At 72.3% G+C, this 15,734-nt stretch carries 15 protein-coding genes; 8 read left to right on the top strand and 7 right to left on the bottom strand.

The genetic code is table 11. The features are described from left to right. The first annotated feature begins 141 nt into the window (after window positions 1-141). Window positions 142-1,473 (top strand): acetyl-CoA hydrolase/transferase family protein, encoded by a 1,332-nt coding sequence (locus DFH01_RS12080; RefSeq protein WP_109870666.1) that lies wholly within the window; start codon window positions 142-144, stop codon window positions 1,471-1,473. Beyond that, the gene (locus DFH01_RS12085; RefSeq protein ID WP_109870667.1) at window positions 1,473-1,811 is read left to right on the top strand and encodes a Rap1a family protein; all 339 of its coding nucleotides are present in this window, start codon (window positions 1,473-1,475) and stop codon (window positions 1,809-1,811) included. The genes DFH01_RS12080 and DFH01_RS12085 overlap by 1 nt, the downstream gene beginning before the upstream one ends. A gap of 10 nt (window positions 1,812-1,821) precedes the next feature. Here the strand turns inward: DFH01_RS12085 and DFH01_RS12090 are convergent, their stop codons facing one another. Next, a complete protein-coding gene (locus tag DFH01_RS12090) occupies window positions 1,822-2,862 on the bottom strand; it encodes a serine hydrolase domain-containing protein (RefSeq protein WP_109870668.1) in 1,041 nt (346 codons plus the stop codon). 98 nt (window positions 2,863-2,960) lie between these two features. On the opposite strand from DFH01_RS12090, the gene msrA reads away from it, so the two are divergent. The 5 genes from msrA (at window position 2,961) to DFH01_RS12115 (ending at window position 6,859) form a co-directional block, all read left to right on the top strand. Next, on the top strand, window positions 2,961-3,506 hold the full coding sequence (gene msrA / locus DFH01_RS12095) for a peptide-methionine (S)-S-oxide reductase MsrA (RefSeq protein WP_199231211.1): 546 nt from the start codon (window positions 2,961-2,963) through the stop codon (window positions 3,504-3,506). Then, on the top strand, window positions 3,506-3,937 hold the full coding sequence (gene msrB / locus DFH01_RS12100) for a peptide-methionine (R)-S-oxide reductase MsrB (protein ID WP_109870669.1): 432 nt from the start codon (window positions 3,506-3,508) through the stop codon (window positions 3,935-3,937). Before msrA ends, msrB begins: the two co-directional genes overlap by 1 nt. 140 nt (window positions 3,938-4,077) lie before the next feature. Beyond that, window positions 4,078-5,163: a YncE family protein gene (locus DFH01_RS12105; protein ID WP_233256074.1), complete on the top strand. Its 1,086-nt coding sequence runs from the start codon at window positions 4,078-4,080 to the stop codon at window positions 5,161-5,163. Next, window positions 5,160-5,915, top strand: a complete 756-nt coding sequence (locus DFH01_RS12110; protein ID WP_109870670.1) for a polysaccharide deacetylase family protein — start codon at window positions 5,160-5,162, stop codon at window positions 5,913-5,915. The genes DFH01_RS12105 and DFH01_RS12110 overlap by 4 nt, the downstream gene beginning before the upstream one ends. Next, entirely contained in the window at window positions 5,915-6,859 is a 945-nt protein-coding gene (locus DFH01_RS12115) for a sterol desaturase family protein (protein WP_109870671.1), read from the top strand. The genes DFH01_RS12110 and DFH01_RS12115 overlap by 1 nt, the downstream gene beginning before the upstream one ends. On the opposite strand, the gene DFH01_RS12120 is transcribed toward DFH01_RS12115, so the two are convergent. Beyond that, on the bottom strand, window positions 6,846-7,943 hold the full coding sequence (locus tag DFH01_RS12120; protein ID WP_158287723.1) for a helix-turn-helix domain-containing protein: 1,098 nt from the start codon (window positions 7,941-7,943) through the stop codon (window positions 6,846-6,848). The genes DFH01_RS12115 and DFH01_RS12120 overlap by 14 nt on opposite strands. Window positions 7,944-8,012: 69 nt before the next feature. After that, window positions 8,013-8,366 carry a YMGG-like glycine zipper-containing protein gene (locus DFH01_RS12125; RefSeq protein WP_109870673.1) on the bottom strand — a complete coding sequence of 118 codons (354 nt, stop codon included), beginning with the start codon at window positions 8,364-8,366 and terminating at the stop codon, window positions 8,013-8,015. Window positions 8,367-8,567: 201 nt separating this feature from the next. Here DFH01_RS12125 and DFH01_RS12130 point away from each other — a divergent pair, with 201 nt between their 5' ends. Then, window positions 8,568-9,683 (top strand): Kelch repeat-containing protein, encoded by a 1,116-nt coding sequence (locus tag DFH01_RS12130; protein WP_109870674.1) that lies wholly within the window; start codon window positions 8,568-8,570, stop codon window positions 9,681-9,683. 18 nt (window positions 9,684-9,701) lie between these two features. On the opposite strand, the gene DFH01_RS12135 is transcribed toward DFH01_RS12130, so the two are convergent. The 4 genes from DFH01_RS12135 to DFH01_RS12150 form a co-directional block, all read right to left on the bottom strand. Further along, the gene (locus DFH01_RS12135) at window positions 9,702-11,963 is read right to left on the bottom strand and encodes a methyl-accepting chemotaxis protein (protein ID WP_233256087.1); all 2,262 of its coding nucleotides are present in this window, start codon (window positions 11,961-11,963) and stop codon (window positions 9,702-9,704) included. 147 nt (window positions 11,964-12,110) lie between these two features. Beyond that, on the bottom strand, window positions 12,111-13,079 hold the full coding sequence (locus tag DFH01_RS12140) for an ATP-grasp domain-containing protein (RefSeq protein ID WP_109870676.1): 969 nt from the start codon (window positions 13,077-13,079) through the stop codon (window positions 12,111-12,113). Between the two features lie 143 nt (window positions 13,080-13,222). Continuing rightward, entirely contained in the window at window positions 13,223-14,083 is an 861-nt protein-coding gene (locus tag DFH01_RS12145) for a metallophosphoesterase family protein (RefSeq protein WP_158287725.1), read from the bottom strand. Between the two features lie 11 nt (window positions 14,084-14,094). After that, window positions 14,095-15,648 (bottom strand): ABC transporter substrate-binding protein, encoded by a 1,554-nt coding sequence (locus DFH01_RS12150; protein ID WP_158287726.1) that lies wholly within the window; start codon window positions 15,646-15,648, stop codon window positions 14,095-14,097. Window positions 15,649-15,734: the final 86 nt, after the last annotated feature.

Raw genomic sequence — 15,734 nt, forward strand, 5'->3', positions numbered from 1 at the left:
TTCCTGGGTTTCGGCCGCGATGTGGCACGCCCCGGCGCCGGCGGGGAAGGGGGCGGCGTCTGGCGCGGCGGTGCGCGAGGGATTACCTCTGGTCGGCAACAAGCCGGCGCCCGCGCGGCGCGGCGCGGATGGAGGGGGGCCATGGGAGCGAGCGCAGGCGGCGGACCGCGCCACATCACCGCGGAACAGGCGGCGGCGCTGGTGAAGCCCGGCGACTGGGTGGATTACGGCGCGTCCTTCACGCAGCCCGACGCCTTCGACCGTGCGCTCGCGGCGCGCAAGGGCGAGTTGTCCGACATCTGGCTGCGCAACTGCCTCAGCCTGAAGCCGCGCGCGGTGCTGGAAGCCGACCCGGATGGCGAGGTGTTCCGCTGCTTCAACTGGCATTTCTCCGGCTACGACCGGAAGAAGCACGATGCCGGGATCTGCCACTACATCCCGGTCCATCTCGGCGAGATCCCGCACTACTACCGCCGCAACATCGACCGCGTGGACGTCGCGGTGCTGAAGGCCGCGCCGCCGGACGAGGATGGCTGCTTCAACCTCGGCCCCAACAGCCTCTGGCACCGCGCGGTGATCGAGCGGGCGAAGACCGTGGTGATCGAGGTGTCGTCGCAGATCCCCCCCGCGCGCGGCACCGACAACCGCATCCCCGCGAGCGAGGTGGACTACGTCATCGAGGGCGATGCCGGCACCACGCCGGAGTTGCCGAATGCGCAGCCGACCGATGTGGACCGCGCGGTGGCACGGCTGATCGCCGAGGAGATCGAGGAGGATGCCTGCCTGCAGGTGGGCATCGGCGGCATGCCCAACGCGGTCTGCGCGCTGCTGCTGGAAGGCGGCGCGCGCCGCTTCGGCATCCACACGGAGATGCTGAACGACGGCCTGGTGGAGCTCTATCGCGCCGGGCGCGTGGACGGGTCGAAGAAGGCGGTGGATCCGGGGCTGATCACCTACACCTTCGCGCTCGGCACGCGCGTGCTGTACGACACGGTGCGCGACAACCCGGATTTCCTCTGTCACGCGGTGGACTTCACCAACGATCCCTTCGTGATCGCGCGCAACGCGCGCGCCGTGGCGATCAACAACACGACGCAGATCGACCTGCAGGGCCAGGCGGCCTCCGAGAGCGACGGGCACCGCCACATCAGCGGCACCGGCGGCCAGGCGCAATTCGTGCGCGGCGCCTATGCGTCGGAGGGCGGGAAGAGCTTCATCTGCCTCGCCTCCACCTATGAGCGGAAGGGCGTGCGCAAGAGCCGCATCGCGCTGAACCTCACACCCGGCAACGTGGTGACCACGCCGCGGTCGGACATGATGTACGTGGTGACCGAATACGGTATCGCGAATCTGAAGGGCCGGTCGGTGGCGGAGCGCGCGCAGGCGATCATCGGCCTTGCCCATCCCGACTTCCGGGAGGACCTCGCGCGGCAGGCGCGCGAGGCGGGGCTGCTGCCGCGGTACTGGCGCTGATGCGCGCGCTGCTCCTCGCGCTGCTGCTGGTCTCGGGCGGCGCCGCGGCGCAGGGGCCGGACAGCACGGCGGCCATCCTGCCGGGCTGCAGGGCCCATCTGGAAGGGCGGCATGATCGGCTGGAGGCGGAGGGCATCTGCCTCGGCCGCCTCGCCGTGCTGCTGTCCAACCTCGATCTGATCGGCGCCTGCCCGCCTGCGCGGCCCGAGATCCGGCCGACGCTGCGCATCCTGGTGGACTACATGGAGAAGCGCCCGGAACGCTGGGGCGAGCCCTTCGGCCGCTTCGGCGCGGAGGCGCTGCGCGCCGCCTGGCCGTGCCCCGCCGCCGGGCGCTGACGCAGGCGCGCTACCCCAGCGCCTTCGCCACCATCGCGCAGAAGCGCCCGAGCGCGTCCGGGTCCACCCAGCGCAGCACGGCGACGACCTCGCCCTTCGGCCAGATCCAGGTGTAGTTGCCGCCCGCGCCCTGGGCGAACACGGAATCCCGCGGCGCCTCGGCCTGCCGCCCGGCGCCGTTCAGCCACCACAGGAAGCCGTAGGAGGGGTTGAGCGGGCAGGGCGCCAGCGACCAGTCGATCCATTCCGCCGGCACCACCTGCCTGCCGCCCCATTCGCCGCGCTGCAGCACCAGCCGCCCGACCAGCGCCTGGTCCTCCGCGTGGATGCGCATGCCGCCGCCCCAATGCGTGCCGCCCGGCACGGAGGGCAGGCGCATCCCGTCCACCTCCACGATTGCGTTGTCATAGGCGTACCAGACCCAGTCCCGGCTGCCGCCGATCGGGTCCATGATCCGCTCGGCGAAGATCTCGGGCAGCGGGCGGCGGAAGAGGCGCAGCAGGCAGAGCGAGAGGCGGTTCACCCGCACGTCGTTGTATTCCCAATGCGTCCCCGGCGCCTGCAGCGGCCGCGCGATGCCCTTCGGCCCCGACCCCTCCCGCGCCAGGTCGCGGCCGCGGTCGATCACGTCGGACTTGCCGAACAGCTCGCCCTCCCATTCGGAGGTGTTGGTCAGCAGGTGACGCCAGGTGATCCCGGCATTCTGGTCGCTCTCGAAGCCGCCATCCTGGATCTTCTGGCGCACCGGCTCGTCGAGGTCGGTGATCAGCCTATCTGCCCAGGCGATGCCGGCCAGCAGCGAGAGGTACGACTTCGCCACGCTGAAGGTCATGTCGGCCTGGCGCGTGTCCCCCCAGCTCGCCAGCCGCTCGCCGCGGCGCTCGATCAGCCCGTTCGGGGCGCCGCGCGCGAAGACCGGGCCGATGACGGCATTGTGTGGCGGCGGGTCGAAATGCCCGGATTCGAGATGCGCGCGCAGGTCGCGGGGGAAGGGGCTCTCATGGGCCTCGGCGAAGGCGACCGCCTCGGCCAGTGCGGGATGGTTCGGCATGGCGCGCAGCCTGCCCCCGCCGCGCCGCGCGCGTAACCCCCTCCACCAGGCAGGCGAACGCCCCCACATTCACGAAGACAAAGGATGGAGGACGCCTGATGGCGACGGAAACCGCGACGCTCGGTGGCGGCTGCTTCTGGTGCATCGAGGGCGCGCTGCGCCACCTCGACGGCGTGAGCCGCGCCGAGAGCGGCTATGCGGGGGGGCATGTGGACAACCCCACCTATGAGCAGGTCTGCGGTAAGAAGACCGGCCATGCGGAGGTGGTGCAGATCGACTTCGACCCCGCCAAGGTCAGCTATGCCGACCTGCTGCGGATGTTCTTCACCCTGCACGACCCCACCACCAAGGACCGCCAGGGCAACGACATCGGCCCGCAATACCGCAGCATCATCCTGACCCATTCGCCGGAGCAGGAGGCGACGGCCCGCGAGGTGATCGCCGAGATCGACGCCTCCGGCATCTGGGGCGCCAGGGCGGTGACCGAGGTGGTGCCGCTCGACCGCTTCTGGCCCGGCGAGGCGGAGCACCAGGACTATTTCGCGCGCAACCCCTGGGCGGGCTATTGCCGCGTCATCGTCGCGCCGAAAGTCGCCAAGTTCCGCAAGACCTTCGCCGACCGCCTGAAGAAGGGAGCCGCCTGATGAGTCTTTTCGGCACAAAGGCCAAGGAATCCGAAGAAAAATTCCCGGTGGAGAAGTCCGAGGCGGAGTGGCGCGCGGAACTGTCGCCGGAAGCCTTCCGCGTGCTGCGCCAGCACGGCACGGAACGCCCCGGCAGCAGCCCGCTGAACCGGGAGAAGCGGCCGGGCGTCTTCGCCTGCGCCGGCTGCGGCACCCCGCTGTTCGAGGCCTCCACCAAATACGAGAGCGGCACCGGCTGGCCCAGCTTCTGGGCGCCGATCGAGGGCGCCGTCGCCACGCGCACCGACCGGTCCTTCTTCATGACCCGCACCGAGGTCCATTGCGCGACCTGCGGCGGGCATCTCGGCCATGTCTTCCCGGACGGCCCGGCGCCCACCGGCGAGCGCTACTGCATGAACGGCGTCTCCCTGGACTTCCGGCCGGCGGAGTAGCCGGAAGGGCCGCATCCTGCCCCGATGGGAGGGTGCGGCCCGCCCTGACGCGGAATTTGCCGGCCGGCCATGCCCCGGCCCTGGACAACAAGCCACCGCCTGCCGATTCTCCGCCCCGTTCCGCCCCCGAGGACACGCCGGTGCGCCTGCGCCCCCTGATGATCGCCCTTGCGCTGCTGGCCCCGGCCGGCGCGCGCGCCGACCTCGTCTATGTGCTGAATTCGGGCGAGGCCTCGGTCAGCGTGCTGGACGCCGCCACGCGTGAGGAGACGCGCCGCATTCCCGTGCTGCGAGAGCCGCACCACCTGGTGCTGACGCCCGATGGCAGCGAACTGGTGATCGCGGATTCCGGCGGCAATGAGCTGCTCTTCGTGGCGCCGACCACGGGCGAGGTGCTGCGGCGCGTGCGCATCTCCAACCCCTACCACCTGGAATTCAGCCCGGATGGGCGGTTCCTGGCCGTGGCCAGCCTGCGCCGCGACCAGGTGGACCTCTATGACGCCGCGACGCTCGAGCTGCTGCAGCGCTTCCGCCCCGGCGACATGCCGAGCCACATCGCCTTCACCCCGGACAGCAAACGCTTCTTCGTCACGCTCCAGGGCGACCGCTCGGTCGCCGCCTTCGACACCGAGACGCGCACCCAGCTCTGGACCGCCGAGGTCGGCAAGGACCCGGCGGGCATCATCTGGCACCGCGGCAGGCTGATCGTCGGCATCATGGGCGCCGATCATTTCGTGACGCTCGACCCGGAGACGCGCGAGGTCCGGCCTGCCTTCACGCTCGGACGCGGCGCCCACACCATCTTCCCCTCCCCGGACGGGCGGGCGCTCTACGCGACCTCCCGCGTGGACAGCCGGCTGGCCGAGGTGGATCCGGAGACGCTGCAGGTCCGCCGCGTCTGGAACGTCCCCGGCGGCCCGGACTGCCTGACCTTCGATCCCGAGGGGCGGATCTGGATGACGCTGCGCTGGTCCGGCCGGGTGGCGGTGCTGGATCCCGCCCGCCCCGATGCCCAGCCGGCCTTCGAGACGGTGCGCGTCGGCCGCAGCCCGCACGGCATCTTCTTCAAGCCGCGGCGCGAGGGCGTCGGCGGCGACTTCGCCCAGGCCATGCCCGGCGCGGTGTCCGGCACGCGGCCGCTGTCCGCGCCGGTCCCGCCGCGCACCGTGCCGGCCGCACCCTTGCCCGGCGGCGCCACGCCGGCCGCGGCCCGTCCCGCACCGTGAAGCGCCGCCTGCTGCTGGCGGGCGGGCTCGCCGCGCTGGCGGCGCCGGCGCGCGCGACCTCCCCGGCGATCTGCAAGGGGCCGCTGTATCTCACCATCGACACCGGCTGGAGCCGGGAGGCCGAGCAGATCGCGCTGATCCTCCGCCGGGCCGGCATCCGCGCGACGCTGTTCATCGCCGATGAGCCCACCTTCCGGGGCGACACGACGCTCTCCGATGCCTGGGCGCCCTTCTGGCGGGCGCGCGCGGCGGAGGGCCATGTCTTCGCCAGCCACACCTGGCGGCACTGGTACTTTCGGGGCGACCCGGCGCCAGGGAAGGTCCGCTACGTCTCCCGCCGCGGCCCGGGGGAGGAAGTGCTGGACCAGGCGGCGATGTGCGCCGAGCTCGCCCGCCCCACCGACACGCTGCGGCGCATGGTGCCCGAGGCCGCGCTGGTGCCGCTCTGGCGCGCGCCGGGCGGCATCACCACGCCCAACGCGCTGCGCCTCGCCGCCGGCTGCGGCCTGCGGCACCAGGGCTGGACGCGCGACGGCTTCCTTGGCGACGAGCTCGATTCCGCGCAGCATCCGAACGCCGCGCTGCTGCGGCGCAACCTGGCCAATATCCGCGCGGGGGAGGTGCTGGTGATGCATTGGGGCGTGCGCAGCCGCCGCGAGCCCTTCGCCGGCATCCTCGAAGCGCTCGTCACCGGCCTCATCGACAAGGGCTTCTGCTTCGAGCCGCTGCCGCCGGAAGGGGTCCCGACCTGATGCTGGACCCGCTGATCCGTCTCTGGGTCGATGTGTCGGGCGCCGTGTTCGAGGGCGCGGTGCAGCCGGCGCTCTACGCCGCGGGCCTGATGATGTGGGCCGACGACGTGCAGGAGTGGCTGGATTTCGCGCTGCTCGGCATCGTGCAGATCGTGCTGGTCTATGCGGTCTGCCGCCCGCTCGAGGCGGTGCGCCCGGTCGAGCCGGTCAGCAATCGCGCGGCGGTCCTGACCGACGTGTTCTACACGCTGCTCGCCCGGCTCGGTCTGCTGCCGCTGATCGCCTTCGTGCTGCTGTCCTCGGCCGAGCGGATGCTGAATGGCTGGCTCGCGGATGCCGGCTTCGTGCCGCCGACGCTCGAGACGCTGATCCCCGCGCTGCGCGAGATGCCGCTTCTGGCGCTGCTGCTGTATGTGCTGATCCTGGATTTCGGCGAATACTGGCGGCACCGCTTCCAGCACATGTTCGGCTGGTGGTACGCGCTGCACAGCGTGCATCACGCGCAGCGCCAGATGACCTTCTGGACCGACGACCGCAATCACCTGCTGGACGATGCCATCGCCGCCGTCTGGTTCGGGGCGGTGGCGCTGCTGATCGGCGTGCCGCCGGCGCAGTTCGTGCTGATCGTCATGCTGCGCCAGCTCGCGGAAAGCCTCAGCCACGCCAATGTCCGGCTGAGCTTCGGGCGGGTGGGGGAGCGGCTGCTGGTCAGCCCGCGCTTCCACCGCATCCATCACGGCGAGCTTTCGGCCGGCGAGGACGGGCGCAACTACGCTGTGCTGCTGCCGGTCTGGGACTGGATCTTCGGGACCGCCGATTTCGACCGGAAGAGCTATCCGCGCACGGGCGATCCCAACGCGCCGGAAAGCCTCGCCACCGGCGGCTGGCTGCGCCAGCAGATCGACGGCTTCCGGGAGCTGGGGCGCGCGCTCAGGCGTCGGTGAGGCGGCCGGCGCGCACCTGGCCGATGCCGCGCAGCAGCGCGCCGTAGTCCCGCGAGTCCGGCAGGGCCGGCGGCACCGGCGCACGGCCGGCCAGGGCGGCGATGCGTGCATCGCGCGGGCTGCAGCCATAGGCGGTGCGGAAGGCGCGGCTGAAGGCGCTCGGGTCGTGGAAGCCGGAGCGTTCGGCCAGTACGGCGATCGGCGCCGCGGCCTGCCCCGGGTCCGACAGCAGCGCGAGCGCCCGACGCAGACGCATCGCCTGGATATGCTGCGCCACGCCGCCTTGGCTTTCGAACAGCCGATACAGCGCGCTGCGCGACATGCCCGCGAGCGCCGCAAGGCGCTGCGGATTGAAGCGCGGCGAATGCATGTGCTGCCGGATCAGCGCCTGCAGGCGCTGGAACTGCCCCTGCGCGATGTCGTCCGGCGCGCCGCGCGCCGGAGCGCCATCGGCGGCGAGGCAGGCTGCCAGCATCCCTGCCGTGCCGCCTGCCAGCACCGCAAGCCGCGCCGGGGTCGCGCCGCGGACCTGGCGTTCCAGCAGCGCCATGTAGTCGGCAAGCACCGCGGAACCCTCTCCCTGCACGGGGCCGGCCCCGCGCGCGGCGAGCGCGGCGGCCAGGGCGGGATGCGAATCCCGCGGCAGGCAGAGGGAGATCCAGGCGGCATCCTCCCAGACCGTCTCCCAGGGCGCGTCGAGGCGCAGCAGCACGGGCACACCCGGCTCGATCACGTGCTGCGCGCCGCCATGCTCGATGCTGCTTCGTCCGCGCAGCACCATGCGAACGACCCAGTGGTCCAGCCCGTCGCGCCGCACATGCGCCGCGCTGCGGGTGAACACCGCCGGCGAGGTGCGGCTGACATTCAGCAGCATGTCGCCGAGCAGCCAGTTCTCGGTCCGCGTGGAAACGGCGGCCGGATCGGGCCCCATGGCTGCGATGCGGTTCAGCGTGCCGAACTGGGCGTTCCATGCCTCCAGTCGCTGGCCGGGCGGGAAGGTGTCGGTCGTGAAGACGACCGGTTCCACCCGCTCGGTCGCGGCGGAGTGAAAGGCACGGTCGCTGTCCGGCCCAGGCAGGAACATGGGTGCGCTTATGCACTGCGCGTCGCGCCTGTTGCAACGCATCATTCCGGCCGAGCGCCCTGTCGGGCCCTATCGGTAGTTCGGCTGATAGCCCGCGGGCGGCGGGCCATTGTGCCACTGACCATACTGGTCGTACCAGCCGCCGTAGCGCGGGTCGTAGCCGCTGGCGGCGTAGGGCTGCTGGGGGATCCGCTCGGGCTGGGGAGCCGGCGTCAGCGCCCCGGCCACGCCGCCCAGCGCGCCGCCGATCAGCGCTCCCTTTCCGGCGTCGCCGCTGAGGGAGCCGATCAGGGCGCCCGCACCCGCGCCGAGCGCCGCCCCACCCAGGGCACGCTGGTTCCGGTCATTCGGGTCCACGCCGCCGGCGCAGGCCGAGAGTGCCAGCGCGGGGGCCAGAAGAAGCACGGGAAGTCTCGGTCGCATCGCAGTCTCCGCATCATGGGTGCCGCCGGTCGGCGGCCATGGAAGCGGAACGCACCAGCCGGGCGATGGTGCGGCGCGGCCATGACGCGTGCTCGGCGCAGGCGCGCCGCTCGCGCGAATTTCGTGTCCGCGCATGCAGCGATCTTCCGCCGCGGCCCGCCCCACCCCATCTGCTCGCCCGCCCAGAGGGGGAACATGGACATGTTGCAACGCAGGACGATGCTCGGCGCGGCGGCCGGGCTGCTGGGGGCGAGCGCGACCGCCGCGGCGCAGCAGGCCACGCCGCATCACGGCCTGCCCATCCCCTCGGACCGGCTTGCGCCGCTGCGCGGCGACGGGCCCGTGGTCCTCACCCCGGCCCAATACGCGCAGCGCTTCGTGGACAGCCCCGCGCCGGCGGGCCAGCCGGGGCGCTGGGTGAGCCGCGCCCCGTTGCCGCTGCCCCGCACCGAGATGGCCTGGGCCGCCGAGGCCGAGGGCAAGCTGTGGGTGATCGGCGGCTATGCCGAGCAGCGGGTGAACAACAGCTACAACCATGTCTACGATCCGGCGACCGACAGCTGGACGGAGAAGGCGCGGCTGCCGCGCGGCGCGAACCATGTCGCGGTGGCCGCGCTCGGTGGGCGGATCTACGCCTTTGGCGGCTTCAGCAACCAGAACCGTGGCGCGGACGACCTCGCCTTCGTCTACGACATCGCGGCCGACCGCTGGGAGCGCGTGGCCCCCATGCCGCGTCCCCGCGGCGCCGGCGCGCTGGCGGTGGTCGGCGGCAAGCTGCACCACATCGGCGGTGCCTCGAACCCCGAGAGCGAGCGCGCCTCGGTCGGCTGGCACGAGGTCTACGACCCGCAGGCCGACAGCTGGGAACGGCGCAAGGCGCTGCCCGGCGCGCGCGACCATGCCGGCGTGGTGGTGTTCGACGGGCTGATCCACATCGTTGGCGGCCGCTTCAACACCTTCGAATACAACACCGGCCTGCACCATGTGTATGACCCGGCGGCCGACCAGTGGACAACGCGCGCACCGCTGCCGACGCCGCGCTCCGGCCACGGCCTCGTGGTCTATCGCGGCCGCTTCTTCGCGATGGGCGGGGAGAGCGGCTGGTTCACCAACCGCGTGCTCACCGGCCAGGTGCATGGCCAGGTGGAGAGCTACGATCCCGCCGCCGACACCTGGCAGCACCATGCACCGATGCCGACGCCGCGCCACGGCATGGGCGCGGTGGTGATCGGCGACTGGATCTATGTCGCCGGTGGCGGCCCTGTGGTGGGCGGCGGCGTGAAATCCGCCGTCCACGAAGCCTTCACGCTCGGCTGACCAGGACGCCGGGCGGGGCTACGCCGCCGCCCGGCGCAGCAGGGATGCGATGACGCCGTCCAGCCGCGCGGTGGTGTCGTCGTCGAGCGACAGCACCAGCGCCAGGGTCGGCCACTCGACCCGCGAGACGCGTGCGGTGATGGCGCCGGCGCCGGGCAGCGAGACCTGCAGCTCCCGCCCGGGAGAGAGCTCGGCGGGCGGCGTGCCCTCGGCCTCCACTGCCATGCCGCCCCGCGACATGTCGCGCAGACGCCCGCGCATGGAGAGGCCGCCGCGCCCGGCGAGCTCCACCATTCGGCCATCGCCCGCGACGCGGTCGTAGTGCCGGCGGTCGCCGCGTGCGCTGCGGAGCGAGGCGAGGAACTGGTCCACCTCGCGCTGCAGCGTGCTGCTCTCGCGCTCGACCTCGCCTGCGCCGGCCTCGACCTGGCGGCTGACGGCCAGCGCGTCGCCGGCGGCGCGCCGTGCCTCTCCCATCGCCGTGACGGCGCGGCGCGAGCTGTCCAGCACGCGCGTGACATTCGCCGCGATCTCGCGCGTCGCCGCGCCCTGCTGCTCGACCGCCGCGGCGATGGCCGCCGAGGTCTCGCCCATGTCCTGCACCTGGCCGGCCATGTCGCGCACCACGCCGACCGCTTCCTCCGTGACGCCGCGGATCGCCTGGATCTGGGTGGCGATCTCCTCGGTGGCCTTGGCGGTCTGCGCCGCCAGTGCTTTCACCTCGCCGGCGACGACGGCGAAGCCCTTGCCGGCCTCGCCCGCGCGGGCGGCCTCGATTGTCGCGTTCAGCGCCAGCAGGTTGGTCTGCCCGGCGATGTCGCCGATCAGCCGCGCGACGTCGCCAATGGTCGCCGCGGCCTCGGCCAGGCGCTGCATGGTGCCATCCGCCTGCTGCGCATGGTCGGCGACGGAGCGCGCTGCGGTGGCGGCCGTGGCGGCCTGGCGCGCGATCTCGCCGACGCTCGCCGTCAGCTCCTCCGTCGCGGCCGCGACGGAGCCGAGGTCACCCACCGATCCCTCCGCGCTCTCCGCCGTCTCGGTCGCGCGCGCCTCGGTCTGCGTCGCGCTCGCCGCCATGCTGGTGGCGCAGCGGCCCATGTTCTCGGCCGCGCCGCCCAGGCTCCGCATCACGCCGCTGAGCGCTGCGCCGAATTCCTGGGTGTGCCGGTCCATCGCCTTGGCGCGGCGCTCCTGCTCGGCCCTGTCCTCGGCCGCCTCGGCCTCGAGCCTGGCGCGCGCGGCGGTTTCGTCGCGGAACACCTCCAGCGCGCGTGCCATGGCGCCGATCTCGTCCGGCCGGTCGCGGGCCACGATCGGCGTGTCGAGCCTGCCGTCCGCGATCGCCTTCATCGCATCGCCAAGCCCCGCGAGCGGCCGCGCGACGCGCCCGGCCGCAACGAGCCCGGCGGCGCCCGCGCAGAGCAGCACCAGAAGTGCCAGACCGCCGATCAGCAGCAGCTTCTGGCGCTCCGCGGCAAGCCAGGGGGTCATGTCATAGGCGATGGCGATCGCGCCAACGGGCGCCCCGGCGGCGTCGCGCAGCGGATGCGCCAGGCCCAGCACATGCATGCCGGCCGTCAGGTCGAAGGCGACCGGCTGACGCGCCTCGGTGAGGCCCGGGGGCAGCACCGCACCTCCCAGGCCCTCCACGCTCGACGCGATCAGGCCGTTGCGGTCGAGAAGCAGCACATGCGCGCCGGTGACGGTGGCGAGGTCCCGCGCCGTCGTGCCATCGAGCCTGCTGCCGATGCGCAGCGTGCCGACCACCTGCCCGCCCTGTCGCACCGGCAGCACGGCGGAGAAGGCGAAGCGGCGGCTTGTCGGGGAGAAGGCCACGCCGCTGGCCGTTTCCCCGCGCAGCGCGCGGGCGACATCCGGCAGGCCCGACTTGTCGTCCCCGAAGACGGAGGGATCATGCCCGCGGACCGCGACGCGACCCTGGGCGTCGGTGACTTCCAGGACGGTGATGGTCGGATCGGCGGCGCGCAGCGCCTCGAACAGCGTGACCAGGGGCGCGCGGAGCGCCGCCGCGTCGCCCGCCGCCAGGGCCGCCCCGATGTCCGGCCGTTGCGCGGCCCCGATGCCGACGGCGTGCAGGCCCGTGAAGCGCTCGGCCACCGCCTGCTCCGCGCGCTCCAGGCTGAACCGCGCCATGCCGGTCGTCCGCTCGGTGCGGAGATCGTGGAGCACGGCTGTGCTCGCCATGGCGACGAGCAGCACGCCGGCGATCGCGGGAAGGATCGCCAGAAGGGCGAGGCGCGGCCGCAATCCCGCCGGCACCCTGGACAACAACGCACGCATTCGGTGGCCCCTGTTTCAGACGGCGTCACGTCTGCCACGGGGGCGGTGAAGGCTGCGTTACGCCTTGCATCGCGGACGGGCCGGGTCAGACCTCCGGGCCGGCCGGTCCTGCGGTCATCGGGACGCTCAGGCGGCGGCCTGGACCTGGCGCGCCGCCAGCGCGACCAGATGCGCGGCGACCGCCCCCATGCCGGTGCGCGCGCCCTCCCGCCCGGCGCGGCGCTCGGCCTCCGCGTTGTAGTTGGTGTTGGTGTTGACGTCGTAGGCGAAGGTCCGGCCCTGGCGGTCCGTGATGAACTCGATCGCACCGACGCCGATGCCGTTGGCCAGCAGGAAGGCCTCCATCCGGTGGATCAGCGGATGCGCGAAGCCGTCCAGGATGCGGAACTTTTCGGTCACCGCCACGGCGGGGCAGACCTCGCCCTCGCCGGCCTGGCAGGCATCGGCGGGGCAGAGCTCGAAGCCTTCGCTGGTGTCCACGCGCACGGCGTAGAGGAACCTGCCGCCGATGAACTCGGCCCGCGTGATGAAGGGCTCCGGCGCCTCGATGTAGCGCTGCACCAGCCAGATGCCGTCGCGCGGATGGGCGTGCGGGTCGGCATCGGTGGCGAGCAGGTCGAGCGCCTGGCGCAGCCCCTCCGCGCTGCGCACCAGGCGCACGCCAAGGCCCTTGCCGGCGCGGTTGTGCTTCAGGATCACCGGGAAGCCGAGCTTCCGTGCCGCCTCCGGGATGTGCTGCGCGCCGATGACGGCGATGGTCTCGGGCGTCGGGATGCCATGCGCGGCGAGCGCCTGGTACTGCGCGACCTTGGACAGTTCGAGCTGGAGCGCACGGCGGCCGTTGACCACGGCGCGGCCGTGCCGCTCCAGCCACTCGATCACGGCGCCGGCGTATTCGGGGGCGTAGGTATGGTCCCGCGTGTGGGAACTCGCGCTCATGCGGTTGTAGAACACGCCCTCCGGCGGCGGCTGCGTCAGGTCGAGCAGGCCGGTGTCGAGGAACCACTCCGCGTGCCGCGCGCCCTGCGAGGCGAAGGCGGCGCGGAGCGGGACGACCCAGGCGTCGTTCTCGTGGATGACATGGATGACGGACATGACCGGCCTCGCTGCAGATCGAGGCGGTAGAAAAATCGTTTACGACGACGTCGCAAGGGGCCGCCTCGAAGAAAGATTTTCGTTTTCCGGCGATCGGCGCGAAGGGCAGGCCCTGCTCCCGAAAGTGCCGGCTGGCGGAAGTCCTACTCCGCCGCGCTCGCCACCTCGGGCGGGCAGGGCGGCATGTCGCGCAGGAACTTCCAGCGGCCATGCTGCTTGATCTCCGCCAGCACGAAGGGCGTCAGCTCCAGCCCGGGCAGCGGCGCCACCACCGCCTCCGGCGTGGCGAAGTCCACGCTGACGGCGCCCACCTCGGGCGCGCCGCCATGCGACCCGGCGCCGAGGAAGGCGCAGGCCGGCAGCCAGAGATGGCGGATCCCGTCCACGACGCGGTCCCGGCTGGCATGCAGGTGGCCGCTGATGACCATCCGCACGCCGGCGGCCTGCAGCTTCGCCAGCAGCGCGGATCGCGGCGCCGGGTTGAGCGAGGAGACGGTGGGCGCATCCTCCCCGGCATGCTCGACGAAGAGCGGCTTGTGCAGCACGAGCGCGACGGGCCTGCCCCGCGCGCCTGCGAGTTCCTCATCCAGCCAGGCCTCCTGCTCGGCCTCGCGCGGCAGGCCCGAGCCGAAGAGCTGCGCATTGACGCCGATCACGCGCCAGGCGCCGGCCTCGATGGCGAAGCGGTCCGCGGTGAAGGCTGCATCCCAGCGCGCGAGGCGCGCCTCGTCCACGATCTGGGCGGGGTCCTGGCCGGGCGGCTCGTCGCCGACATCGTGGTTGCCGGGCAGGGCGAAGACACGCGCCTCCAGCCCTTCAAGCGCCTGGGCGGCGAACTGCATCTCCGCGTCGCTGTCGGGGCCGTTGATGCAGAGATCACCCGTGACGATCACCAGATCCGCTTCCGACGCATTCGCCGCATCGCGCGCGCGCCGGAAATTCTCCCAGAAGAAGCCATGCGTGTGCGAAAGGTGCAGGTCGGACAGGAAGACGATCTTCGACAAGGCTCTGCTCCTCACCCGAAGGCCAGGTTGGTGGCGCGGAAATCCATGTAGTAGAGCGGCGGGTGCGACCAGCGCATGTCGCGCCACTTCCCGATGTATTCGCGCACCGGATAGAGGATCAGCGCCGGCGCCTCGGCCTCGTATTCGTCGAGCAGCGCCAGCCACAGGCGCTTGCGATCCTCGGGCGCGGTGGCGACGCGCAGCGCGTCCACGATCGCGTTGTAGCGCACCGGCTGCCAGAAACCGCTGCGCTGCAGTGAGTATTCCTTCGAGAGATGCACAGCGAGGCCGCCGCCGAGCGGATCGGGGAAGCGGAATGCGATGGAGGTCGGGCGGATGTCGGCGCCGGGCTGGGTGACGGAGGCGAGGTTCTCGCGGGTTTCCAGCCGGGTGTTGACGCCGACGGCGCGCCACATCTCCTGGATCACCTGCACCGCCTGCAGCATCTGCAGATAGTAGTTCGGCGCGATGCGGATGATCAGCTCCTCCCCGCCATAGCCGCCTTCGCGCAGCAGTCGCCGTGCGCGGTCGGGGTCGTAGGTGAAGCCCTTGCGGTCCGCGTCGTAGAGCTCGCCGAAGGCCGGAATCTGCAGCGCCGCCATGCGCCGGTAGCCCTCGCCCCAGAGGCTGCGGCCGAGCGTGTCGTAGTCCACGGCGTGATTGAGGCCCTGGCGGATGCGCGCATCGCGCAGCGGGCCACGGCGCGTGTCGTAGTAGAGGATGTGCGCGAAATCGAGCGGCACCTCCACGCCCTCCACCCGGGGGTGGCGCGCCAGGCTCTCGGCCTGTTCGGGCAGCAGGTTGGTGACGAGGTCATAGTCGCCGGCGTGCAGCCCGGCGAGGCGGGAGGAGGCTTCCGGCACCGCGGTGAAGACGATCTGGCGCACCGGCGGCCGGCCGCCCCAGTACTCGTCATGCGCCTCCAGCACCAGGCGCTGGTCGCGCTGGAAGCTGGCGACGCGATAAGGGCCGCTGCCCACCGGGGCGCGGCGCATGCCGTCCAGCCCTTGCGCAGCATAGAAGGCCGCGGAATGGATCCAGCCGCCATAGGCGGCCAGGCGCTGCGGCATCACCGGGTCGGGCGACTGGGTGCGGAACACCACGCGATGCGGGCCCTCGGCCTCCACCCCGGCGAGGTGGCCGAAATTGACCCGGCCCTCGAAGGTCTGGGTCCGCTCGCCCCACATCCGCTCGGCCGAGAAGGTGGAGAGCACGTCGGCGCTGGTCAGCAGCGTGCCGTCCTGCAGGCGGACATCGGTGCGCAGTTCCGCCACCCAGCTCAGCGGATCCCGTTGCACGAGGGAGGTCGCGACGAAGGGAGTGAGGTGCCGTCCACCCTCGCGCGCCTCGCGGGCGAAGTCGCGGCGCCACAGCGTGTCGAAGACGTTGTAGGTGACGCGCAGGCCGACATTGGAGATCGCCTCCAGCGGCTCCAGCGTCGGCGGCAGGGCCTGCACGGCGATGCGCAGCACCGGGCGGCCGTCGGCCTGGGCGCCGGCGACGCGCGGCAGCAGGGCCGGCAGGGCCAGCGGGGTGGCCAGAAGCGCCCGGCGTCGGATCGTCATGAGTGAGCCTCCTTGACGGCGCGGGAGGCTAGGCGAGGCCGGAGACAGGCGCGTGACGGCCGCATGAGAGGGGTGTGACGATGGCC

This window comes from Falsiroseomonas bella, from assembly GCF_003173615.1.
GTDB classification, from domain to species: Bacteria; Pseudomonadota; Alphaproteobacteria; order Acetobacterales; family Acetobacteraceae; genus Falsiroseomonas; species Falsiroseomonas bella.